The 19,773-nt window shown below is 68.7% G+C and carries 13 protein-coding genes, 1 tRNA gene and 1 pseudogene; 5 read left to right on the top strand and 10 right to left on the bottom strand.

The window, feature by feature from the left end; all coding sequences use genetic code 11:
• Nucleotides 1-46: 46 nt before the first annotated feature.
• Nucleotides 47-118 (top strand) — tRNA-Ala (locus RJT68_RS08090).
• 224 nt (nt 119-342) lie between these two features.
• Here RJT68_RS08090 and RJT68_RS08095 read toward each other — a convergent pair.
• Both RJT68_RS08095 and RJT68_RS08100 read right to left on the bottom strand, forming a co-directional pair.
• Nucleotides 343-507, bottom strand: a complete 165-nt coding sequence (locus RJT68_RS08095; protein ID WP_407039854.1) for a hypothetical protein — start codon at nt 505-507, stop codon at nt 343-345.
• Nucleotides 508-699: 192 nt separating this feature from the next.
• The gene (locus RJT68_RS08100) at nt 700-2,106 is read right to left on the bottom strand and encodes a geranylgeranyl reductase family protein (protein WP_407039855.1); all 1,407 of its coding nucleotides are present in this window, start codon (nt 2,104-2,106) and stop codon (nt 700-702) included.
• A 159-nt stretch (nt 2,107-2,265) separates the two neighbouring features.
• Between RJT68_RS08100 and RJT68_RS08105 the strand changes: the two genes are divergently transcribed.
• Complete coding sequence (locus RJT68_RS08105; protein WP_407039856.1) at nt 2,266-2,601, top strand: 2Fe-2S iron-sulfur cluster-binding protein; 336 nt, start codon at nt 2,266-2,268, stop codon at nt 2,599-2,601.
• 292 nt (nt 2,602-2,893) lie between these two features.
• On the opposite strand, the gene ppsA is transcribed toward RJT68_RS08105, so the two are convergent.
• A complete protein-coding gene (gene ppsA, locus RJT68_RS08110; RefSeq protein ID WP_407039857.1) occupies nt 2,894-5,227 on the bottom strand; it encodes a phosphoenolpyruvate synthase in 2,334 nt (777 codons plus the stop codon).
• A 262-nt stretch (nt 5,228-5,489) separates the two neighbouring features.
• On the opposite strand from ppsA, the gene RJT68_RS08115 reads away from it, so the two are divergent.
• Nucleotides 5,490-6,113 carry a hypothetical protein gene (locus tag RJT68_RS08115; RefSeq protein WP_407039858.1) on the top strand — a complete coding sequence of 208 codons (624 nt, stop codon included), beginning with the start codon at nt 5,490-5,492 and terminating at the stop codon, nt 6,111-6,113.
• Between the two features lie 140 nt (nt 6,114-6,253).
• On the opposite strand, the gene RJT68_RS08120 is transcribed toward RJT68_RS08115, so the two are convergent.
• Both RJT68_RS08120 and RJT68_RS08125 read right to left on the bottom strand, forming a co-directional pair.
• Nucleotides 6,254-7,186 (bottom strand): PhzF family phenazine biosynthesis protein, encoded by a 933-nt coding sequence (locus RJT68_RS08120; protein ID WP_407039859.1) that lies wholly within the window; start codon nt 7,184-7,186, stop codon nt 6,254-6,256.
• A gap of 53 nt (nt 7,187-7,239) precedes the next feature.
• Entirely contained in the window at nt 7,240-8,700 is a 1,461-nt protein-coding gene (locus RJT68_RS08125) for an MATE family efflux transporter (protein ID WP_407039860.1), read from the bottom strand.
• A gap of 333 nt (nt 8,701-9,033) precedes the next feature.
• On the opposite strand from RJT68_RS08125, the gene RJT68_RS08130 reads away from it, so the two are divergent.
• Nucleotides 9,034-9,729, top strand: a complete 696-nt coding sequence (locus tag RJT68_RS08130; protein ID WP_407039861.1) for a phosphoribosyltransferase — start codon at nt 9,034-9,036, stop codon at nt 9,727-9,729.
• 143 nt (nt 9,730-9,872) lie between these two features.
• Here the strand turns inward: RJT68_RS08130 and RJT68_RS08135 are convergent, their stop codons facing one another.
• Nucleotides 9,873-11,312, bottom strand: a complete 1,440-nt coding sequence (locus RJT68_RS08135) for an MATE family efflux transporter (protein WP_407039862.1) — start codon at nt 11,310-11,312, stop codon at nt 9,873-9,875.
• A gap of 159 nt (nt 11,313-11,471) precedes the next feature.
• On the opposite strand from RJT68_RS08135, the gene mtnP reads away from it, so the two are divergent.
• The gene (gene mtnP, locus RJT68_RS08140; RefSeq protein ID WP_407039863.1) at nt 11,472-12,323 is read left to right on the top strand and encodes an S-methyl-5'-thioadenosine phosphorylase; all 852 of its coding nucleotides are present in this window, start codon (nt 11,472-11,474) and stop codon (nt 12,321-12,323) included.
• Nucleotides 12,324-12,360: 37 nt separating this feature from the next.
• Here mtnP and RJT68_RS08145 read toward each other — a convergent pair whose 3' ends face one another.
• From RJT68_RS08145 to RJT68_RS08160, 4 genes and pseudogenes are all read right to left on the bottom strand, one after another.
• Nucleotides 12,361-13,041, bottom strand: coding sequence for a LysE family translocator (locus RJT68_RS08145; RefSeq protein ID WP_407039864.1), 681 nt, complete (start codon nt 13,039-13,041; stop codon nt 12,361-12,363).
• A 115-nt stretch (nt 13,042-13,156) separates the two neighbouring features.
• Nucleotides 13,157-13,792 (bottom strand): class I SAM-dependent methyltransferase, encoded by a 636-nt coding sequence (locus RJT68_RS08150; RefSeq protein ID WP_407039865.1) that lies wholly within the window; start codon nt 13,790-13,792, stop codon nt 13,157-13,159.
• A gap of 106 nt (nt 13,793-13,898) precedes the next feature.
• A complete protein-coding gene (locus tag RJT68_RS08155) occupies nt 13,899-18,281 on the bottom strand; it encodes a HEAT repeat domain-containing protein (protein WP_407039866.1) in 4,383 nt (1,460 codons plus the stop codon).
• Nucleotides 18,282-18,598: 317 nt separating this feature from the next.
• Nucleotides 18,599-19,597 (bottom strand): annotated as a pseudogene (locus RJT68_RS08160) (topoisomerase DNA-binding C4 zinc finger domain-containing protein); the annotation flags it as partial.
• Nucleotides 19,598-19,773 lie beyond the last annotated feature (176 nt).

Here is a 19,773-nt window from a genome sequence, read left to right on the forward strand (position 1 = left end):
TCGAGGGGTTTATCTATGCCCGAAGAAAAGCAGTGATTGCGAAGGCGGGCTCGTAGATCAGCGGTAGATCACTCCCTTGGCATGGGAGAGGCCCCGGGTTCAAATCCCGGCGAGTCCACTTCTTCACATTGCTTCGATCGTTTAGTCGTGGACACGCCGAACATCGCGACCCCTTCGGGTTTGCTCGATCTCGGAAAGTCCTCACCCACGCATACCGTTTCCAGTCGAAGGGGCGGTGGTAGAACGGTTTTCTCGTCGGTATTAACTAGATCGCCCGCTCGTTTCCCGATGAGCGACGCGACTCGTGGCCTGCCCCAACTGCCACTCCGATCGGGGCGGCGGTTAGTCGTCTTCCCGCTCCGTCTCGGTACCTTCGCCGTCGGCCTCGTCGGGTTGGTCGCCCTCGCTGGCTCCCGGACCGAGACCCGGCCCCGGTTCCTCGTCGATCTCTTCTTCCGCCGTCTCGAGTCCGTCCACCTCCGTGTCGTCGTCGTTTTGTTCGGTCATCGAGCCACGTACGAGCCGACGGGTACGTACGCTCGGTGCCTACGATAATTGGGACGCGCGCTCGGGATCGACGGGGCGAGCGCGTGCCCCGTTCTCGCGTTCGACGGTGTTCGCTCAGGGGTTCCTCGAGCGAGGCTTCGCGGAGGGGCGAGCGCCCCAGGGGAATCGGACGGTCGACTCGTCGCCGATCGCTCAGTACTTCGGATCCGCGCCCGTCGTCGCGTAGACCGACTCCATCAACTCGTCGCGTTCGGCCTGCCACTCCGGCAGCCTCCCCGGGTGGGAGGGGTACCGCTCGTAGTGGTCGAGGAGGTCGTCGGCGCGTCGCTTGGTCTTGTAGAGGGTCCAGATCGTCCCCCAGTGGCCGCGGCTCTTGAGCAGCGACTCGAGGATCAGCGCCGGGCCGATGTTCGTGCTCCCCGAGTAGAGCGCCTCGGCGAGCTTTTCGCCGGGCATCGCCGCGAGCAGCCCCATCAGTTCGTCCGTGTCGATCGCCGTCGAGAGGATGTTGTAGACGTCGAGGGCGGCGTACCGGGCGCCGAAGTGATCCATCACGCGCTCGTTGTACCGCCAGAGGATTTCCTCGCTCGCGTCGCCCGCCTCGAGCGCCTGGACGATCTGTTCCCCCGCGTAGTTGGCGGCGTAGGCCGCGCCGGCGATGCCCCCGCCGGTCGTCGGGTTGACGTGACCCGCCGCGTCGCCGACGGCGACGTACCCGGGGTGGACCGCGGAGTCGTACGGGCGACGGGTCGGGAGGGCCGCGCCGAGTTTGTCCTCTACTTCCGCCCCCTGGAACTCCGCGCGGTTGCGAAGGTCGCGTTTCAGGTCGTCGACGAGCTCCATTGGCTCCTCGGTCATCTGGAAGCCGAGGCCGACGTTGATCTCGGTCTCCGTGCGCGGGAAGTACCAGAGGTAGCCCGCGGCCACCTCGGTGGGCTTGAACACGAGCGCGTCGTGCCACTCCACCGGCTCGTTCACGTGCACGATCTCGCGGTAGGCCGAACAGAAGTGGGTGTAGTTGACGTTGGTGTCGAACGTCGACCCGTCGAAGTCGACCTTGTCCTGGAGCAGCGAGAGCGATCCCCCGGCGTCGACGACGACCTCTGCCTCGTAGGTGACCGGTTCCCCCTTGCGCCTGGCGGAGACGCCCGTGACGCGCCCCTCCTCGTCCTGGATCACGTCGGTGACGACCGTATCGTAGTGGAACGCCGCCCCGGCGTCGACGGCCCCCTCGATGATTCGGCGGCCGTACTCCCAGCGGTCGATGACGGCGAGTTCGCCCGGAACGGGGATATCGAGGACCGTGTCCTCCTGGGGAATCTCGAACCGACCGTGGTCGACGTCGGTGTTGGTGAACGCGGCTTCGATCTGTGACTTCGGGATCACGTCGGGGAACGCGTCCGCGCCCTTGAGCGCGTCGCCGCAGGCGATGTGGCCCGCTTCCTCGCGGCTCTTGCGCTCGAGGACGACGACGTCGTACCCCTCGCTCGCGACGGTCGCGGCGGCGTAACAGCCGGCGGTCCCGGCGCCGACGACGACGACGTCGGGCGTCTGCGTGTCGGATGCGGCGGTCGTGCCCGACTGCTCCAGCGTACTCATACCACTCAGTGATCGCTACGGTACAAAAACGTTTTATGTGCAAATCGTCCCTTCGCGGAGGGCAGAATGTCGGCGGCGCGAGCACCTCTCCCCTCGAGCACCCGCGGATCGTTCAACGTACGATAAAGAGTTTTGGTGGGGTCCTTCGTAGCCGGCGGTATGACAGAGTACACCGTCGAGTTCGTCGGCACCGGCGAGACGATCACCTGTTCGGACACGGAGACGATCCTCAACCGCTGCCTCGAGGAGGGGATCGCACAGGAGTACTCCTGTCGCGTCGGGATGTGCCTGGCCTGCTCGGCCGAGATCCTCGAGGGGGAGGTCACCCAGCCGGCCGCGCGCGGTCTTACCGAGGAGGAAGCCGAGACGTACGCCCTCACCTGCATGGCCCGTCCGAAATCGGACCTCAAACTCGAGCGCGGGAAGTACCCGCCGAGCATCGAGGCCGACCTCGAGTCGGGAGGAACCGACGGCCCCGCGGCGGCCGACGACTGACCCGGCTTCGTTTCTCGCCGAACGCGGATCGGGTCCGTCTCTAGGCCCGGATTCGAGGCCGTCGGTGTCCGCGTCGGGAACTATTCGCTGTCGTACGTCGATCCTCGAGACGCGTCGGTCGCTGACGAGCGGTGTAACTCCGCGACCGGACGGAGCGGGATCACCTGGGAGGTCGGAGTCACCGGGAATGGACGGAATCGACTGAAGGGAGCGGAGTCGACTGTGAGGGATAGAATCGACTGGAAGAATTGGGCCGTTCGAGGCGCTGGGCGGCCGCCTCTGCAGCGCCTCGTTAGCGAACCGAGTCGAGGATGAGGCGCTGTTCGACGCGCTTGACCTCGTGCTGGACGTCGCGGACGGCGTCGATGTTCGCCGAGATGGAGCTGATGCCCTCGTCGACGAGGTACTGGACCATCTCCGGTTTGGAGCCGGCCTGCCCGCAGATGCTCGTGTCGACGCCGTGCTCGCGGCAGGTTTCGATGACGTCGCCGATCAGGCGCAAGACGGCCGGGTGGAGTTCGTCGAAGCGGTCGGCGACGTGCTCGTTGTTCCTGTCCACCGCGAGCGTGTACTGGGTGAGGTCGTTCGTCCCGAAGGAGGCGAAGTCGATGCCGGCGGCCGCCATCTCCTCGACGGAGAGGGCGGAGGCGGGCGTCTCGATCATCACGCCCCAGCGCTGCTTCTCGGGGTCGATTCCCGCTTCGGTCATCAGTTGCTTCGCCCGGTAGACGTCCGAGGCGTCGTTGACCAGCGGCAACATGATCTCGACGTTGTCGTAGCCCATCTCGAACAGCCGTCTGAAGGCCTCGAGTTCGTGGGCGAAGACGTCGGGTCGGTCGAGCGAGCGGCGGATGCCGCGGTAACCGAGCATCGGGTTGTGCTCTTTGGGCTCGTCGTCGCCGCCCTCGAGCTGGCGGAACTCGTCGGTCGGGGCGTCGAGCGTCCGCACCCGTACCGGACGGGGGTAGAACTCGTCGGCGACCGTCCGGATCCCCTGGATCAGCTCTTTGATGTAGGCGTCCTCGCCGTTCTCTTCGATGAACCTGGCCGGCGTCTGATTGAGCGAGAGGATCATGTGCTCCGTTCGGAGCAGTCCGACGCCGTCGGCCCCCGTCGCAGCGGCGCGCTCGGCGGCCTCCGGGATCGAGACGTTCACCTTGACCTTCGTCGCGGTCATCGGTTTGACCGGCGACTGCGGGCGGACGTCCTCGACGGGTTCGTGTTCCTCCTCCTCGCTCACCGCCTCGCCCTCGAGGACCGACCCCTTGTCGCCGTCGAGGGTGACCATCTGCCCGTCCTCGAGGACGCTGGTGGCGTTGGTCGTTCCCACGATGGCGGGGACGCCGAGTTCCCGCGAGACGATGGCTGCGTGGCTGGTCATGCCGCCCTCGTCGGTGATGATGCCGGCGGCGCGCTTCATCGCCGGCACCATGTCGGGCATCGTCATCTCGGTGACGATGATGTCGCCTTCCTTGACCTTGTCCAGGTCGTCGAGCTTCTTCACGATCCGGGCGGCGCCGCTGACGGTCCCGGGGCTCGAACCGAGGCCGTCGACGATCACGTCGCCGTCGCTCGCGCCGGCCGTCGCGCTCGCGTCGGAGCCCTCGGCGGTCTGAACGCCGCTTCCGTCGGTGATGCCCTGTGCGACGTCGCCCGTCGTGGCGTCGGCGGCGTCGGACGGCTCGTCGCTGATCGTCGTGATCGGGCGGGACTGGAGCATGAAGTCTTCGTCGTCGACCATCGCCCACTCGACGTCCTGCGGGGTGCCGTAGTGGTCCTCGACCCGCTCGCCGAGTTTGACGAGGCGATCGATCTCCTCGTCAGAGAGGACGCGCGCCTCTCGCTTCCCCTCCGGAACCGGCACCTCGACGGTCTCGCCGGTCTCCTCGTCCTTCTCGTGCATCACCTTCTTCTCGGCGACAGTCACGTCGGTCGCGTCGTCCTCGCGGGAGACGACGTAATTGTCGGGGGAGACGGCGCCGGAGACCACGGCCTCGCCGAGGCCCCACGCCGCTTCGATGATCATCGTCGGCTCGCCCGTCGAGGGGTGACTCGTGAACATCACGCCGGACTTCTCGGCGTCGACCATCTGCTGGACGACGACGGCGATGTTGACGTCGGCGTGGTCGAAGCCCTGCTCCTGGCGGTAGTAGATCGCCCGCTGGGTGAACAGCGAGGCCCAGCACTCCCGGACGCGGTCGAGGAGGTCCTCCTCCGTGACGTTGAGGAACGTCTCCTGCTGGCCGGCGAAGGAGGCGTCGGGAAGGTCCTCCGCGGTCGCCGACGAGCGAACGGCGACGAACGCGTCACCCTCGCCGACGTCGCCGTAGGCTTCGAGGATCTCCTCGCGCAACTCCTCGGGGAACGGCGTCTCGAGGATGAGTTCTTGCGCGCGGTCGGCCGCCTCGGCCAGCGCGCTCGAGTCGTCGGCGTCGACGTCGACGGCGGAGAACAGCTCGTCGTCGATGTTCGCCTCTTCGATGAACGTGCGGTAGGTCCCGGCGGTCACCACGAAACCTGGCGGCACGGGTAACCCGGCCCCCGTGAGTTCTCCCAGGGAAGCACCTTTGCCGCCGACCGTCTCCAGGTCGTCGGCGCCGATCTCGTCCAGCCAGAGTACAGCCATCTCTATCTGCGTGGTCATCCGACCGAATAAAGAAGGTTGCGAACGGTTCCTCACAGTAGCTACTCGTTTCCGAATGATTTCGAAGCGCGGTTCGACCGTCGCGATGTGCCGACCGGCGGACCGCGTCCGAGTCGGCCGCCGCGGATCGGTCCCCGGGCGAGTCGATAATTGATCGCCGTGTCGAGTTGCATTATCGTCCGTCGTATCCGTCGAGATAACTGTAGCAAAGCAATTAATGAATTCGGGGGACTGATGTGGGACGATGACGGTAAAGAACGCGCTCAAGTGGACTGCGCTGTACCGTGCGCTCGCGGCTGCGTCGTTACTCGTCGGAATGGTGCTCGTGATCGCGGGGGTCGTCGTCGGTTCCCGGGGGGCGCTAGTCACGCTGGCCGACGATCCGACGGCGATCGACGCCGCGGTCGAGGCCGCGAATCCCCTCTTCACGGTGGCGTTCGCCGTCGCCGGCGTGATCGTCTGGCAGTTCGGGAAGGCGTTCGCCCTGTTCGTTACCCTGCCGCGCGCGTCGGGCTGGCGGGCCGCCGACGGCTTCGACTCGGAGCGTCTCAAGAGCGAGATCGTCGAGGCGATCGACGTCCGCCTCGCCGAGATGGAGGAGGACGTTGCGCAGACTCGACGGAGCGTCCGGAAACTCGAGCGTGATCGCAACACGGCGACGTTCGACGACGACGATCACATCGAGTCGACGGCCGGGTCGTCCGCGGGGACGACGAACGCCGAACCGAGCGGCGCGTCGAGGGCAGACCAGTTCGAATCGACCGGTTTCGAGTCGGCGACGAACGCGACCGCGACGACCGGTTCGAGCGCGGACGCAACCGACGAATCAAGGCCGGGATCGGAGCGGGACGCCGATCACGGATCCTGATCCAGGGCCACGGGGTCACCTCGCCCGAACGGGCGACGAAGATCCGAATTCGTCAGCTTCGTTCGCCGCCGCTCGACTCGGTTTTTCTGCGCGCGGATCGACGCCGTGAAACACGCTCCTCGAGCGCGTCCCGACCGCGCTCACGCGACCAGAATGTCGTCGTCCTCGTCCGCCGGGACCTGCAACGATCCGTCGAGCACCGTCACGCCCCGGCCGCCGACGCGAACGCGCGTTTCGTAGCCGTAGCCCGCCCCGGGATCGTGACCCTCGAGGCGGACGCGGACGAGGCCCGGGCGGTCGACGTAGTGGCCCTGCTCGAGGCGGAGTTCCTCGGGCCACTCGTCGAACGCGCCGAACCGCTCGAGGTAGGCCGCAACCGCGCCGCTGGCCGTTCCCGTGACGGGGTCTTCCGTGACGCCCGCACCGGGTGCGAACGCTCTTCCGTGCAGAGTCGAGTCGGCCTCGAGCGCGTCGAACGTGAAGAGGTAGACGCCGACCGCGTCGACGTCGTCGGTGAGCGACTCGATCGCTCGGGGGTCGGGGCTCGCCTCGCCGACGTCGGAGAGGTAGGTGATCGGAACCGCGAGCCACGGCAGCCCGGTCGAGGTCACCGCCGGCGGGAGGTCCGCGCCGACGCCCTCGAGCGCGCCCTCGTCGACGTCCAGCGCGTCGGCGATCCGACCGTACTCGAGGTCGACCTCGCGGATCGTCGGCGCGTCCTGAGTCATCCAGACGGTCCCGTCGGCTTCGACCTCGATCTCGAGGACGCCGACGTTCGTCTCGAGGGTGGTCGTTCCCGGTTCGATGTCGCCGTTCTCGAGGAGGTAGGCGAACGAGCCGACGGTCGCGTGGCCGCAGAGGTCGACCTCCTGGGCGGGGGTGAAGTACCGCACCCGCCGGTCGGCCTCGGCGCCCCCGGAGAGGAACGCGGTCTCGCTGACCGCCATCTCGGCGGCGATCGCCTGCATCTGGTCGTCCGAGAGGCCACCCGCGTCTGGAACGACGCCCGCCGGGTTGCCCGCGAGCGGTTCGTCGGTGAAGGCGTCGACCTGTGCGATCCGAATCGTCTCCATGGCCCGTGATACGTCGCCCGCCTCTTCGCTCTTTTCACTCGACTCGTTCCGTCTCAGTCGTCGTCCGCCGAGTCACCCTCGACGGTCGATTCGGCGTCGACGTCCACGGGTGGACCGCGCCGGCGCGCGACGCCGGCGACTCCCTTCGACCGCCACGTTCCGCGCCGGAACAGACCGATGGCGACCGTCGCGCCGACGAAGTGGGAGACGGCGAACGAGAGCCAGATCCCCGTCGGTCCCCACTCGCTCGAGGCGTACCAGGCGAACGGAAACTGCACGAGGCCGAACGCGACGATGACGACGCCGGCCGCGGTCATCGTCATGCCGACGCCGCGGAAGCCGCCGAGGTGGGCGTACATGGCGCCGAACAGGCCGAACGTGGGAGCGACGTAGTAGAGGAAGCTCGAACCCACGTCGACGACCGCGGGATCGGTCGTGAATATCGAGACGACGGGTTCCGCGACGAGCGTGGTGAGCAGTCCCGCGGCCGTCAGGACGAGAAACAGCGTCCAGCCGGCGATGCGGTTGGTCTCGGCGGCGCGGTCGACCTCGCCCGCGCCGATGTTCTGACCGGTCATGGTTTCGACGCCCTGGGAGAGCGCGATCGCTGGGAGGACGATCACCGACAGGACTCGCGTCCCGATCCCGTAGCCGGCGATAACCGGTTCGGAGAACGTGGCGACGACGAACAGCAACAGCGTGATCGTGAGCGCCCGACTCGACCCTTCGAACGACGCCGGCAGCCCGATCCGCAGCAGTTTCAGCCCGTAGGAGGGGTCGGGAACCATCTGCGAGAGGCGGATCCGAACGCCGCGGTGGCCGCGCAGCATGATCCACAGGCCGATCGCGAGGGTAATCGCCCGCGAGAAAATCGTCGCGAGCGACGCGCCGGCGATCCCCATCTCGGGGAACGGGCCGACGCCGAAGATCAACAGCGGGTCGAGGATCACGTTGATCACGACCGTCACGAACATGATGAGCATCGGTGTAACCGTGTCGCCGTAGCCGCGCATGAGCGAGATGAACATGAAGAAGCCGAAGACGAAGACCAGTCCGAGCGCGTAGATTCGCAAGTACTCGGCGGCGGCGGCGATGATCTCGGGTTCCGCGTCGAAGAGCCGTAACACGTCATCGACGAACGGGTAGCCGGCGAGTCCGATGGCGATCGACGCGAGCATCGAGAACGCGACGGTCTGGGAGGCTGCGTACTCGGCCTCCCCTTCGCGATTCGCGCCGACGTACTGGGCGACGAGCACGCTTCCGGCGACCGACAGCCCCATCGCGAACGAGATCAACAGGAAGATCAGCGGAAACGCGAAGCTGATCGCCGCAACCTCCGTGGTTCCGTACCGGCCGAGCCAGGCCGTGTCGACGACGTTGTACGCCGTCTGTAACACGTTCGTGATGATCAGCGGAATCGAGAGGTAGAACAGCGGTTTCACGATACCGCCGCTGGTCAGGTCGAGGTCTTCCTGCTCGCGGAAGATACCCTCGAGGTGCTCACGGACCGACACTTCGGCCACCTCCAACGTGGTGCGTGGTATCGTCGAGTTCGATGATCATAGAAGCGGGCGGTGATCCTGTGCTGACTAACCGGTTAGTCAGCCTTGAACGTTGCGATCGTGACACGATTCAGGTCGCGGTACCACGGCCACCGGCGGGGGTGTACCTTTTCATAGACATCACACGCTGTCGATGCGGATCGAAGCGCGTCGTCCCGCGATCGATTACGGAACGGGGCTCAAATCGACGAGGACGGTGCGCCACCTCGAGAAATCGCCGTCGGATCGCGTTTCAGCCCACTTATAGGGGTCCGCGACGGTCACCCGAGTAGGTGGCCACCAGCAATGTCCGACCTACCGGACGAATTCACGTGCACGATCACGAACTGGGAGTACATCTACGGGCTCTGCCGCGACGTCAGCGACGAGATTCGACGGGACTCGTTCGAACCGGACGTCGTCGTCGCGCTGGCGCGGGGCGGCTGGTTCGCGGGCCGGTGTCTCTGTGACTTCCTCGGACTGGACGACCTGACGAGCCTGAAGATGGAACACTACGTCGGCACCGCCCAGAAGACCGGCGAGCCGACCGTTCGCTACCCGATGCCCGAGGGGAGCGTCGAGGACAAGGACGTCCTCATCATCGACGACATCGCCGACACCGGCGGCTCGATCGAGCGCGCCTACGAGTACGTCGACGAGCGCGACGCCGGCGAAGTGCGAACCGCCACGCTCCAACTCCTCCAGACCAGCGAGTTCGAACCCGACTACGTGGGCGAGCGACTCGAGGAGTGGGCCTGGATCGTCTACCCGTGGAACTTCATCGAGGACATGATCGACCTGATCACGGGCGCGATGACGAAGGCGGATCAGGAGACGTTCGCGCTCGAGGACGTCCGTCACTTCCTCACCGAGTACCACGACGTCCAGCGCATCGAGATGGAGATCGCCCAGCCGAACCGGCTTCCCGAGGTGCTGACCGAGATGGAACGCCGGGAACTCGTCGAACGGGCCGAGCACGGCGAGTGGCGGCTGGTCGAGTAACGGTTGCGCTGAGACGAGATCTGCGGGCGTTCCAGGGATTCTAGCGGCTACGGAGCGAACGTGAACGACGTGCGTTCCGTCCTTCGGTGCAGAATGCGGTCGGTACTGCCTCCACGAATCGAATCTCACCCGCCACCGTGCGGTCAGTCGGTCGTCGTCGCGCTCGAGCGAGCCGCTTCCTCGTCCGCGTCGTCCTCGAGGATCGACTCCTTCCACGTGCCGCGGGTGAACCAGGCGACGGCGGCGAACGCGGCGACGATATCCCCGACGATCGCCCCCAGCCAGATCCCCGTCGTCCCCCAGTCGGCGACGAAGAGCAGGGCGTAGGTGACCGGGACGCGGGCGACCCAGAGGCCGAGAACGGCGAACGCGAGCGCGGTCTTCGTGTTGCCGGCGCCGCGAAACGCGCCGAGGACGATCTGCGTGACGCCCGTGAAGACGAACGCGACCGCGGCGAACCGGAGGTACGTGCTGCCGTAGGCGATCGTCTCCGCGCGTCCGGCCTCCTCGGCGGTGACGAACACGGAAACGATCGGTTCGGGGATCAGGAACGCGATGCTCCCCGCGACGAGCATGATCGCCGCGATGGTGCCGGCGGCGAGCCACGTGGCCCGCTCCGCCCGGTCGGGCCTCCCGGCGCCGAGGTTCTGCCCGACGATAGAGTCCGTCGCCTGTCCGAGCCCCATCGACGGCAGGAACGCGAGCGAGATGAGCCGGTTGCCCAGGCCGTAGGCCCCGACGACCGCCGGCGGGAACGTCACCACCATCGCCGTCATCGCCACCATCGACAGCGCCGTCATCGACTGCTCGAGCGCCGTCGGCACGCCGAGGCGGACGATTTCGCGCACGTACTCGAGCCGCGGCACGAGGTGGTCGACCTCGACCGCCGGCCCGACGTCCGTCCGGAGCAGGAGCCAGAAGCCGATGGCGGTCGCGATCGCTCGCGAGATGACCGTCGCCACCGCCGCGCCCTCCATCTCGAGGCGGGGGAACGGCCCGACGCCGAAGATGAACAGCGGGTCGAGCGCGAGGTTGATCAGCACGCTGACGACCATCACCCGCATCGGCGCGCGTGCGGTCCCGTAGCCCCGCATGAGCGCGACGAAGACGAAGAAGCCGAACAGGAAGGGCATCCCGAGGAAGAACACCCGCATGTAGGCGGCCGCGAGGGGGACGATGGCGGCCGCCGTCTCCGCGTCGGCGGGGAGCAGCCCCAGCAGGTCGTCGGTGACGACGAATCCGAGGAGACCCAGCGCGGTCGCCACGAGGAGGATGAACGAGACCGTCTGGCCGGCGATCAGTCCGTCTTCGCCGCTTTCGGCACCCCTGTGCTGAGCGATCATGATCGCTCCAGCCGTCGTGAACCCGCCGCCGACGGCGATCACGAGGAAGATCAGCGGAAACGCGAGGCTGATCGCCCCGACGGCGTCCGGCGAGAGCGCGCCGAGCCAGAACGTGTCGCCGACGTTGTAGGCGACCTGCAGCAGCTGGATGACCACCAGGGGCCACGCCAACCGGAACATCGGGCGGACGAGGTCGCCCTCCGTGAGACGGGCCTCGTCCGCGGCCGACGTGTTGGTCATATAACGTGAGACGATATCCGATCACTTCAGCGCTCGTGATGGCTGGTATCCAGTGACGAATCGCGCCGAGCAACGCTCGAGGGACCCGTGGCTCCCTCCGTCGTCCTACCTCGAGGTGGTTCCCCACCGTTTACGTCGGCTCGCGTCCCACGTGAAGCCATGACAATCGGCGTGATCGGTGGCAGCGGTATCTACGAGGCGCTGCCGCTCGAGCGAACGCGAACGGAATCGATCTCGACGCCCTTCGGCGACCCGAGCGACGACGTTACGATCGGCGAACTCGCCGGTCGCGAGGTGGCGTTCCTCCCACGCCACGGCGAGGATCACAGCTACTCGCCGACGGAGACCCCGTATCGCGCCAACGTCCACGCGCTGAAGCAACTGGGCGTCGATCGAGTCATCTCGACGAACGCCGTCGGGAGCCTGCGGGAGGACCTCCCGCCCAGAACGCTCGTCGTCCCCGACCAGACGTTCGACCGGACCAAACACCGAACGCCCACCTTCTTCGGCGACGGGATGGTCGTCCACATGGGGTTCGCCGAGCCCTACTGTCCCGCCCTGGCGGATCACTTGGTCGAGTCGGTTCGCGCGGCGACCGACGCCGACGTGGAGGCTGGCGCCACGTACGTCTGCATCGAAGGACCGCAGTTCTCGACGAAGGCCGAGAGCGAGTTCTACCGGAACCAGGGCTGGGACGTCATCGGTATGACGGCGATCCCGGAGGCCAAACTCGCCCGCGAAGCCGAGATGAGTTACGCCACCATCGCCGGCGTCACTGATTACGACGTCTGGAAGGACGACAGCGAAGTCTCGCTCGAGGAGGTCCTCGAGAACGCCGCGGCCAACCAGGAGGCGATCAACGCGACGATCGAGCGCGCCGTCCGCGAGATGCCCGAGGACTTCGAGAGCGAGGCGTGGTCGGCCCTCGAGGGGACGATCAACACGCCGGTCGAGTCGATCCCCGAGGAGACGCTCGAGCGCGTGGAGCTGTTGGTCGACGACTACCTGTAGGTCGGTTCCGCGGAGCGAATCCGCGCTGGGGCGCCAGTCAGAGAACGCCGGCAGTCGCCTCCGTCAGGAAGAAGAGGCCGAACCCGGCCAGCACCAGGCCGCTGGCGAACGCGATGATGGGCGCGAGGGCGTCGACCCGGCGGCCAGCGGTCGAGAGCGTCGCCGGAAAGACCACGATCCAGAGGAGGATGCCGCCGAAGAACCCGACCAGCAGCGCCGGGCTCCCGGTTTCGACGACGAGCGCGCCGGCGAGTCGGTCCCCGAACGCCGGCAGGTGGGACAGCACGTCGACCGTCCCGGGCTTGAGCAACCCCACGCCGACCGTGAGCCAGAAGCCGATCTGGTACGGGTTCGTCAGGGACAGCACGAACGCCTTCCGGAAGCCCGTCGAGTCGTCCTCCACGTCGTCGGTGAACGCGGCAGCGGTGCGGGCGTCGAGGATCGCTCCCAGCGCGAAGTACAGCATGAGGAGGCCGCCGACGACGTAGAGCGCGGTCTCGAGGACCGGCGTTCGGGCCACGACTGTGACGGCCCCCGCGAGGGCGAGGACGAAGAAGATCGCGTCCGCCGACATGGCCCCGAGGCCGGCCTTGAAACCGGCGTCCCAGCCCCGTAACACGCTCTCCTCGGCGATGATGGCGTTCATCGGGCCCGGCGGCGCGGCGAGCGCGATGCCGAAGACGACCCCCGCGAGGGCGGTGGCGAGCAGCGCGGTCATCGTGACTCCAGAGTCGTTACCGCGCCGATAAAAGGACATCGACCGCGACGTTCGCCGTTCCCGTTCGGACCGCCTCGAACCGCACCGAATCGGATCGCGGCCCCGTGTTCGTCGGTTACTCCGTCCCCTCGACGAGCGGGTACGACTGTCGACCGCCCCGCGACTTCCGGGCGACGATCGTCGCGTCGGCGGCGATTCCCTCGCCCACCTCTCGCCGTCGTTCGGCGTAGTACAGCACGGTCAGGTCCAGGCACGCCCGCAGGAGGTCGTTCGATCGAAAGCGGAATCGGTCGCTCGAGGGGCCGACGTCGATCGGGTCGGCCGATCGAAGGTGGTGTTCGTACACCAGCACCCCGTCCGGGGCGAGCGCCTCCTTGAGGTCGGGGAGCCGATCCAGCGCCGCGAAGAAGCTCACGGCGATCACGTCGTACGATTCGGGCTCGAGGTCGAACGCGTCGAAGTCGGCGCGGATCCAGGTTACGTTCCCCTCGACGCCTCGGTCGGCGGCCCGCTCGCGCGCTCGCTCGAGGGCCTCGTCGGAGACGTCGACGGCGTCCACGTCGTAGCCGCGCTCGGCGAGGAAGAGGGCGTTCCGGCCGGTCCCCGTGGCGACGTCGAGCGCCCGGCCGTCGGGCAACTCGTCGATCAGGCGCTTCAGCTCTGGGATCGGCTCTTCCGGGAGCTGAAACTCGGGATCGTCGTACTTCTCGTTCCACCGGGTGCGGTCGTCGGTCTCGTCCGGGTCGGTCACGCGCGGTTCGACGGCGTCGGCGACCTTTTACTCCCCGGTCGATCCGATACGGCGTGCGCGTCACGCCGGTTCGAACCGCGTCCGCACGGGGCCACCTCGTTTCGGCTTAGAACCGGTCGAGCAGGTTCGAGACGGCCGTCATCCCGTCGAACGCCTCGAGTCGACGTCGCCACGACGGCCCGGTTCCCCTGAGGAGGGCCGCGCCGTCCGACCCGGCCACGCACAGTCGACCGTGCCCGGCCGAAATCGACTCGATCGACCCGACCGCTTCGCAGTCGGCGCGCCACCGCCTCGAGCCGTCCGTCGCGTCGAGTCCGACGAGGGACCCACCGTCGGTCCCGACGCAGACGACGTCGCCGACGACCGCGGGGGCCGTCGAGGGGTTGCCGCCGGCCTCGAGCGCGCAACGCCAGCGCCGGTCGCCCGTCTCGAGGTCGACGGCGTGGACGCTGCCGCCGGTCGCCGCGACGAACGCGGTCGAATCGGTAGCGGCTGGGGGGCCCGCCGGCCGGAACCCGGTGTCGAAGCGGAATCGACGCGATCCGTCCGCGAGGGAGAACGCCGAGAGCGACCGTCCCGACGCGACGACCGCCGCACCGTCGGCGATCGCGGGGGATCCGAGGACGGACTCGGCGTCGACCGCCCACAGTCGGCTCCCGTCCGCCGCGTCCAGCGCGACGAGTCGCCTCCCGTGGGCCACGTAAACCCGACCGTCGGCGACCGCCGGCGGACCGGCCGCCCCCTCGAGGTCGACGCGCCACTTCGGACGCCCGTCCGCGGCGTCGAGGGCGTACAGTGTCTCGGCGCCCACGTAGGCCGTTCCGTCGGCGACGACCGGCGACGCGGTGAGGGGGCCATCGGCCCGATATCGCCACAGTCGCTCGCCCGTTTCGACGTCCACTGCGATCGCGGCCCCGCCTCGAGTGCCGACCACCGCCACGCCCTCGGCAACCGCGGGCGAGGTCGCGATCGGAGTCCGGGCGTCGAGTCGCCACCGAGTCGATCCATCACGGAGCGCGAGCGCCGCGAGCGATCCGTCCACGACGTACGCCGCGTCGCCGACGAGCGCCGGCGTCGGAGTTCTGCGGTCGTCGGTCGAGCAGCCGTCGGTTTCGACGACCCACAGGGGATCCTCGTCGACGCCGCCGATCGCCGCGTCGTCGATCCGGCCGCTTCCGGACGGCGTCGCGCGGACCGACCGCCAGTCTCGATTCCGCACGGGTGGATCCGCCAGGTGATCGCGCGCGATCTCGAGTTGGTTCGTCCCGGCGCGCGCGGCCCTCGAGACGGCGGGGACGGGGTCGTCGGCGAGGGCGCGAACCGTCGGCAACGCGTCGACGTCGTCGACCGCCGCGAGCGCCCAGGCCGCCCGTTCGCGAACGCGAGCGTCGGAATCCGAGAGGCGGTTCCGGAGGGCCGCGAGCCCCTCGTCGTCGACCGCCTCCGTTCGCCTGACGCGGGCCAACAGCGCGGCCGCTGCGTTCGCCCGGACGTCGGCGTCGTCGGCCGAGAGCGCGTCCGCGAGTTCGGTCTCCGCCGCCTCGAGCCCGGTCGGATTCCCGTCCGCGATCGTCGCGATCGTTCTGGCGGCGGTCGTGCGGACGACCGGGTCCTCGACGGCGAGCGCGGGGGCGAGCTTGGAGATCGCCGTCGGTCTGAGACCGTCGGCTTCGTCGGCCAGCGCGCCCAGCGCGAGAGTGGCCAGCGCGACCACCCACGGCGGGGCGTCCTCGCTAGCCTCGATCCGACCGCCGAACGTCGTCAGGTGACGGTTGATCCGATCCGTGTGGGACGGCACTGCGTCTCCCGAGACGATCGGAATCGCGTCATCGATCCCCTCCGCCCCACCGTCGGGGGCGACTGCAAACGAGGAACCGTCGTCCTGCCCCGCGATCGCAAGGGTCCCGAGGGCGACCGCCGCGTACCCGCGGACCCCCTCCTCGTCGTCGTCGAGCAGCGGTTCGAGTCGATCGCGCTCGCGGGCCGCGTCGTCCGGGGTGGCTGCCGCCAGTCGGGCGAGTTCGGCCGCCGCGCGGGCCCGGCTCCCGAACGGACCGCCTCCGCGCTCGAGGTGCGCAAGCACGATTGCTGTCGCGGATCGCCTGTGGGGTGGTTCGGTCGCGTCCCTCGACCCAGAAGCCGAGGTGACCGTCGCGATCGCGCGGAGCAGACGGCGGCGGATTCGATCGGGGTCGGAATCGGCGTCGACCGAGCCACCGCTCGGACTCCCGTCCGTGCCCGCGTCGACGGGGAGTCGTTCGAGGAGGTCGGCGCACTCGTCGAGTTCGGACTCGAGGAGCGTCGGGTCGAACCTGGCGACGTCCGCCAACCCTCCCGCGAGCGCCGTTGCGATCGGGGAGTCGCCCGACGCGATAGTCTCTCGGACGGCCGTCGACGGCGAGGGGTCGACGTCCGGTGGCGTTCCCTCGAGGAGCGCCGCGAGCGTCTCGAGCGTCGTCGCGCGAACCGTCGGCGTCGGATCGACGAGCAGCGATCCTACGGTCTCGGCCGCCACGAGGGCCTCCTCGCCGGATTCGATCCCGAGCGTCTCGAGGGCCCCCGCCGCCGCCGCGCGAACCCGTTCGTCCCCGTGGGCCGTCCGTTCGACGGCGAGCGCGAACGTGGGTCGATCGAGCGGTGACTCGTCGTCGTCGATCGACTCGAGGGCGGTGCGAACCGCCGTTCTGACCGTTCGGTCCGGATCGTCGAGGCCGTCGAACAGCGGTGCGATAGCGGCTTCGACCGCCTCCGGCTTCCCCTCCGCCAACCGGGCCAGCGCGAGCGCCGCGTCGGCGCGGACGTCGGCGCGTTCGTCACCCAGTCGATCGCCGAGTTCCGGAATCGCCCGGCCGACCTCCCGCGGTCGTTCCGCCGCGACCGAGAGGAGGTCACGCGTCGCCGCCGCTCGAATCGACGGCTCGTCGGCGTCGAGACGCTCGCGGAGCGACTCGAGGGCCGGGTGATCGCCGTCGACGCACGACTCGGCGATCTCCGCGATCGATCGCGCCGCGTGGCCCCGGATCCAGGGGTCGTCCGACTCGAGGCGCTCGAAGAGTCCGTCGACGTCGGACCGGTCGTCGACTCGAGCGCGAGCGAACGCCCCGAGCGCCTCGGCCGCGGGGCGACGGATCCGGTCGTCGGCGTCGTCCACCGCGGAGGCGAGTTCGGCGACGATCGGTTCGAGCGCGTCGGGCGACGCCTCGCCGACGGCGACGATCGCGCGGGCGGCCTCGACCCTTCCCTCGTCGGGACCTTCCTCGAACGCGTCGGCGAGTTCGGGCACGACGGGCTCGACGGCCCCGGGGTTCGGTTCGGCGACGGCCGCGATCGCCTCGGTGCAAAACCTACACACGGCGTCCCCGTCCCCGTGAACCCTGCGCGCCAGGGCGTCGACCGCCGGGGCGAGCGCCCCCGGACGGGCGTCCGCGATCGCGGCGAGCGCCACGGCCGCGTCCTCGCGAACGCGCTCGAGATCGTCCGCAAGTCGCGCGGCCAGGGCGTCGACGGCGACGACGCAGGCCGCGGGCTCCGCGGCGGCGGCCCGACGGAGGGCTCGAGCGGCGTCACGCCTGACGTCGGGTTCGTCCGTCAGTGCCTCGGCGAGTGACTCGGCCACCGCGGCGACAGCCGTCGGGTACGCGTCGGCGATCGATCCCAGGGCTGCGGCCGCATCCGCCCGAACGCCCGGGTCGTCGTCCGCGAGGCGTTCGGCGATCTGGGTGACCTCGAGTGCGCCGGCCGCCGGCCGCTCCTCGACGACCGACTCGATCGCCGTCGTCGCGTTCGCCCGTATCCGCACACTCCCGTCGTCCAACCGGTCGACGAGTCGGTGGGCGACCGGCGCCACGGCGTCGGGTCGGTCGGCCGCGATCGACTCGAGCGCCGCCGTCGCGCGCTCTCGCACGGATTTCCGGTCGTCGTCGATGACGCCGGCTATCGCTTCCACGTGGTCCGCCGCGGTGGTCGGGTCGACGCTCGCGAGGGCGGCCAGCGCCTCCGCGGCGCGAATCCGTACCCGGTGGTCCTCGTCACCCGCGGCCGATGCGAGCGCGTTCGTCGACTCGCCGACGGCCGACGGATTCGCCGACGCGACGGCGCACAGCGCGCGTGCGGCGCTCCGTCGGACCGTCGGCTCGTCGTCGAGTCGATCCGTGAGCGCGGGGACGGCCTCGACGATCGCGTCCGGGTGTGCTTCGCCCACGGCCGCGAGCGCGGCCGTCGCCCGGGCGACCACCGCACCCTCGTCGTCCGACTCGAGTCGGTCGACGAGTCCCGGCACCGCGGATCGAACCTCGCCCGGCCACTCGTCGGCCTCAGACGCCAGCGCGTCCGCCGCGTACTCGCGTACGTCGGCGTCGTCCGCCAGGAGAAACGACTCGAGTCGGTCGATCCCCACCGTCACTTCGATCTCCGCGCCCGGCCCCCGCGTCTCGTTTCGGTTCCCGCCGGTGTCGTCGACGACCCCGCTCGAGTCGTTCGGTGGTGCCATGCGTGTTCCCTCGGTTCTCGCCGGTCGGTCCCGTTCGGCGTCCCTCGTCGCCGTTGCCGGACCGCCGGCGCGGATATCGAAGCGATTCCACCGACGTAGATAATTGTACGCCCCGATAGCCGGGTTCTAACGTGTTCGTAACCGTGACAGTCGACGCTTCGGTCGGTTTACGACCCGGTTACTTACGGGTGGTACCCATCGCATCAGGGGGAGGTAGCGGAAGGAATTCGGCCCACCCGAGTCGACGGAACGGGAGAGGATGAGTGGGGTGGGAACGGGGACACGGTCCAGCGCTGACGGCCCGTCCGCCCGGCGGATCAGGCCTTCGCCTGCCAGGTTCGGACGCGGTCGGCGCTGACGCCCTCGACGTCGGCGGCGACGTCGTCCGGATCGGCGTCGGTCAGGTCGTCGATGCTCTCGATGCCGGCGGCGGCGAGCTTCTCGGCGGTCTTCGCGCCGATGCCGTCGAGCGACTCGAGGTCGGAGCCGCTCTCGGACTCGCGGGCCTGGAACTCCCGGTAGTTGCAGATGGGGCAGCCCAGTTCCCACGGCTCGTCGCCGCTGTGGATCACGAGTTCGGGCAGGTCGTGCTCGTCGCAGGTCATCTCGGTGACCTCGATCTCGCCGCGCCGGGGAAGGGGCAGCGAGTACTCGCAGTCGGGGTATCGGGTGCAACCGACGAGTCGCGAGCCGCTCTGGAGGGTCTTGATCGCGAGTTCGCCGCCGTGTTCCGCTCCGCAGTCCGGACACGTCCCGAGAATCGGGCCCTCGCCGGCCTCCTCGGCCTTGCAGAGCGGGCAGCCGTGGACGAACGTGCGCCGGCCGGCGAGCATCTTCACCTCGTTCATGCCGTGTTCCTCGCACTCCGACTCGAGGATGAGCGGCTTGCCGGTCGACGGCAGCGGAAGGGTGTACTCGCAGTCGGGGTAGCCGTCGCAGCCGATGAAGTACGAGCCGTGTCGGCTACGCCTGACGAGCAGGTCCTCGCCGCACTCGGGGCACGGCCCGAGGCGCTTGTCGTCCTTGAGCGACTTGCGCAGGTGGTCGCCGATCTCGTCGCGCGACTCGGCGAGGTGGTCGAAGATCTCCTCGAGCATCTCCCGCGACTCGTCTGTCACGTCGTCCAGCGTGGCCTCGCCGGAGGCGATGGCGTCCATGTCCGCCTCGAGCTGGGCGGTCATCTCCTCGCTGACGACGCGGTCGGCGTAGCTCTCGGCGGCCTCGACGACGGCCATCGCGAGCCGCGTCGGCCGCGGCGGGTCGCCCTCGACGTAGCCGCGGTCGTAGAGCTTCTGGAGGATGTCGTGGCGGGTGGAGTTGTGGATGATCGCACCTCCCTCGACGGCGAAGTTCGGCGCTCGTTCGTCGATCGTCAGATCGAAGACGTACCCGTCGTATTCGCGCTCGTCGACGGATCGGACGGGAGCGGCCGTCGGCTCGTCACAGACTGTCGCGTAGATCGAATCGGCGAAGCCGGTCGCGCTGTACCTGA

This window comes from Halovalidus salilacus, from assembly GCF_031852275.1.
In the GTDB taxonomy this organism is placed as follows: Archaea; Halobacteriota; Halobacteria; order Halobacteriales; family Natrialbaceae; genus Halovalidus; species Halovalidus salilacus.

Bases quoted from the DNA above. Each gene is read 5' to 3' on its own strand.
- RJT68_RS08115 (WP_407039858.1), top strand. From the start codon at position 5,490: ATGACGGTAAAGAACGCGCTCAAGTGGACTGCGCTGTACCGTGCGCTC.
- RJT68_RS08130 (WP_407039861.1), top strand. From the start codon at position 9,034: ATGTCCGACCTACCGGACGAATTCACGTGCACGATCACGAACTGGGAG.
- RJT68_RS08100 (WP_407039855.1), bottom strand. From the start codon at position 2,106: ATGAGTACGCTGGAGCAGTCGGGCACGACCGCCGCATCCGACACGCAG.
- ppsA (WP_407039857.1), bottom strand. From the start codon at position 5,227: ATGGCTGTACTCTGGCTGGACGAGATCGGCGCCGACGACCTGGAGACG.
- RJT68_RS08135 (WP_407039862.1), bottom strand. From the start codon at position 11,312: ATGACCAACACGTCGGCCGCGGACGAGGCCCGTCTCACGGAGGGCGAC.
- RJT68_RS08120 (WP_407039859.1), bottom strand. From the start codon at position 7,186: ATGGAGACGATTCGGATCGCACAGGTCGACGCCTTCACCGACGAACCG.
- RJT68_RS08145 (WP_407039864.1), bottom strand. From the start codon at position 13,041: ATGACCGCGCTGCTCGCCACCGCCCTCGCGGGGGTCGTCTTCGGCATC.
- RJT68_RS08155 (WP_407039866.1), bottom strand. From the start codon at position 18,281: ATGGCACCACCGAACGACTCGAGCGGGGTCGTCGACGACACCGGCGGG.
- mtnP (WP_407039863.1), top strand. From the start codon at position 11,472: ATGACAATCGGCGTGATCGGTGGCAGCGGTATCTACGAGGCGCTGCCG.
- RJT68_RS08095 (WP_407039854.1), bottom strand. From the start codon at position 507: ATGACCGAACAAAACGACGACGACACGGAGGTGGACGGACTCGAGACG.
- RJT68_RS08105 (WP_407039856.1), top strand. From the start codon at position 2,266: ATGACAGAGTACACCGTCGAGTTCGTCGGCACCGGCGAGACGATCACC.